We start from the raw sequence: 2,402 nt of genomic DNA on the forward strand, positions 1-2,402 counted from the left end.
AGTGTGGGGAGCGCGGCGGGGGGAGGACAGGGTGGTGTCGAAGTAGAAGGAGCGGAAGTCGTCCAGGACGTCCAGCGGGCTGCGCCCGGCGTCGGAGGCGATGGTGACGGCCATCCGGTGGGAGGCGTACGGCACGAATCCGCCGGTGTGGCTGAGGACGAACCGGATGCGGGGGAACCTCCGGATCACGCCGTTGCGGACGAGGAGGTACGCGGCGCGGGTCGTGTCGAGGAGGAAGTCGGCGGCGAAGGGTGGTACGCCCTCGACCGGGGGAGCCGGGAGTTCGGCGGGGTGGACGAACACCACCGCGCCGCGTTCGTCCAGCGTCTGCCACAACTCGTCCTGGTCCGGAGCTCCCAGGTAGGTGCCTGCGTTGTTGGCGAGGAGGGTGACGCCGTCGGCTCCCGCCTCGTCCAGGGCGCGTGCCGCCTCGCGGGCCGCTGCCGCGGTGTCCGGGAGCGGCACGGTGGCGAAGTAGCCGAAAGCGGGGGCGTGTTGGGTCGTCAGCTCGGCGCAGTGGTCGTTGAGACGCCGGGCCAGGGCTGCTGCTTCTCCAGGGTCGGTGAGGAACCCGACACCGGGGGTCGAGACGGAGAGGATCGCGCTCCGGGTGCTCAGCAGTTCCATCAGCTCCAGGGCTGACTCGGCACTCCAGGAGGGCAGTTGGCGCCCGCCGGACTCGCCGATGCCCGCGGCCGTGAGCGCGTCACGGTAGAAGGCGGGCACCAGATGCTGGTGGACGTCGATTCGCTGAAGCGCAGCGGTCATGAGGAAGCGGCCTTTCGCGAGATGTGCGTGGCACGGCGGGGAGGAGGACGGGCCTGTCGGTCGCGGCGGCGTTCGTGAGGGGCGGCGGCGAGGCGACCACGGGTGACGCCGACGCGTCGGGTCGTACGCCAAGGTGCGTGCCGCGGAGAGTGGAGGCCGCGCGGCTCGGCTCGCGTACCGCAGCGGAACCACGGACCGGGCCTCACCAACGGCGTCAGCGCCCGCGACGTCCAGCTGACCAAGACCCAGTTCTACGAGAGCAAGTCCTACCCCGCCTTCACTCCGACCGGCCCCCACCTGGCCCTCCTGGAACCCGAGGACTTCACCCGCCTCACCGACCTGCGGCTGACGCTCTCGGTCACCGGCGACCTGCGCCAGGACCGCACCCTCACCGACATGATCGTCCGCCCCGTCGAGGCGCTGACACTCCTCGCGCGCTTCCAAGCGCCGGACCCCGGCGACCTGCTCCTGACCGGCACACCCGGCGGCACCGCCCTCAAGGCCCCGCCCAAGGTCGTGGAGAGGATCGGTGCGCTCCTGCCCCCCGCCACGAAGTGGAAGTCGTTCTTCAGGAGCCAGGCGAAGAACCCGCGCTACCTGCACGACGGCGACACCGTCACTGCCGTCATTGCCACTCCCGACGGCCACATCGACCTCGGAGAACAGCACAACACCGTCACCGACGCCGCCTGAGACCGGAGAGAGCCGCACATGAAGCCGGCCTCCACGCCCGTGATCATCGTCGGGGCCGGACCAGTGGGCGTGACCGCCGCCCTCCTCCCGGCCGGACACGGCGTGGAAAGCGTCCTGCTCGAACGCCACCACGACATCTATCCCCTGCCCCGCGCCGTCGCCATCGACGACGAGGTGTGCAGAATCCTCCAGACTGCTGGAATCGGCGAACAGTTCATGGCCACCGTCCGTCCCGCGCAAAAACTGCGCCTGCTGGACGCCCGCCACCGGGTGCTCGCCCGATTCGACCGCTCACACGCCGGTCGCGACGGCTATCCACAGACCAGCATGTTCAGCCAGCCCACCCTGGAACGTCTGCTGCGCGACGAACTCGCCACTCGCCCGCAATGCGACCTCCGAAGCGGCGCCGAGGTCACTGACGTGATCCAGAAGAATGACGGCAGCGTGCGGGTGACCTACCGCGACGGCGAAGGCACCCACGAGCTGCGGGCCGAAGCCGTCCTCGGCTGCGGCGGCTCGAACAGCCTCACCCGTGTGACTTCCACATGGTCCGCCAGGCGCGGTACACCTTCCACGCCCGCGTCGCCGATCGCTGGCGTGAGGGCCGCATCTTCCTTCTCGGCGACGCCGCCCATCTCGCCCCGCCTTTCATCGGCCAGGGCCTGTGCTCAGGGCTGCGCGACGCCTTCAACCTCATCTGGAAGCTCGCTCGTGTCCTCGACCAAGGGGCCGACGAGCGGATACTGGACACCTACCAGGACGAGCGCCAACCCCACGCCCGCCACCTGATCCGCCTCGCCGTCCTCACCGGTTGGGCCATGACCGGCGGACAGGACCAGCCCGCCGCGCTGCGCCGTGCCGCGGTCAGCGCCGTCAGCCGCCTGCCCGGGGGGACGCGGATCGCCGGTCGCGGCCTTGGCCGCCCCCTCCCCCCCCAGGCC

Annotated in this window: 1 protein-coding gene and 2 pseudogenes; 2 read left to right on the forward strand and 1 reads right to left on the reverse strand. The window is 70.7% G+C overall.

The features are described 5' to 3' along the window. The coding region (locus FNH09_RS46060; protein ID WP_152895822.1) for an amidohydrolase family protein at window positions 1–768 on the reverse strand (768 nt) is incomplete at its 3' end. Between the two features lie 201 nt (window positions 769–969). Between FNH09_RS46060 and FNH09_RS46065 the strand changes: the two are divergent. Both FNH09_RS46065 and FNH09_RS46070 read left to right on the forward strand, forming a co-directional pair. Next, window positions 970–1,461 (forward strand): annotated as a pseudogene (locus FNH09_RS46065) (fumarylacetoacetate hydrolase family protein); the annotation flags it as partial. Between the two features lie 18 nt (window positions 1,462–1,479). Continuing rightward, window positions 1,480–2,402 (forward strand): annotated as a pseudogene (locus FNH09_RS46070) (FAD-dependent monooxygenase); the annotation flags it as partial.

Origin of the sequence: Streptomyces adustus, assembly GCF_009377175.1 — a bacterium.
GTDB lineage: Bacteria > Actinomycetota > Actinomycetes > Streptomycetales > Streptomycetaceae > Streptomyces > Streptomyces adustus.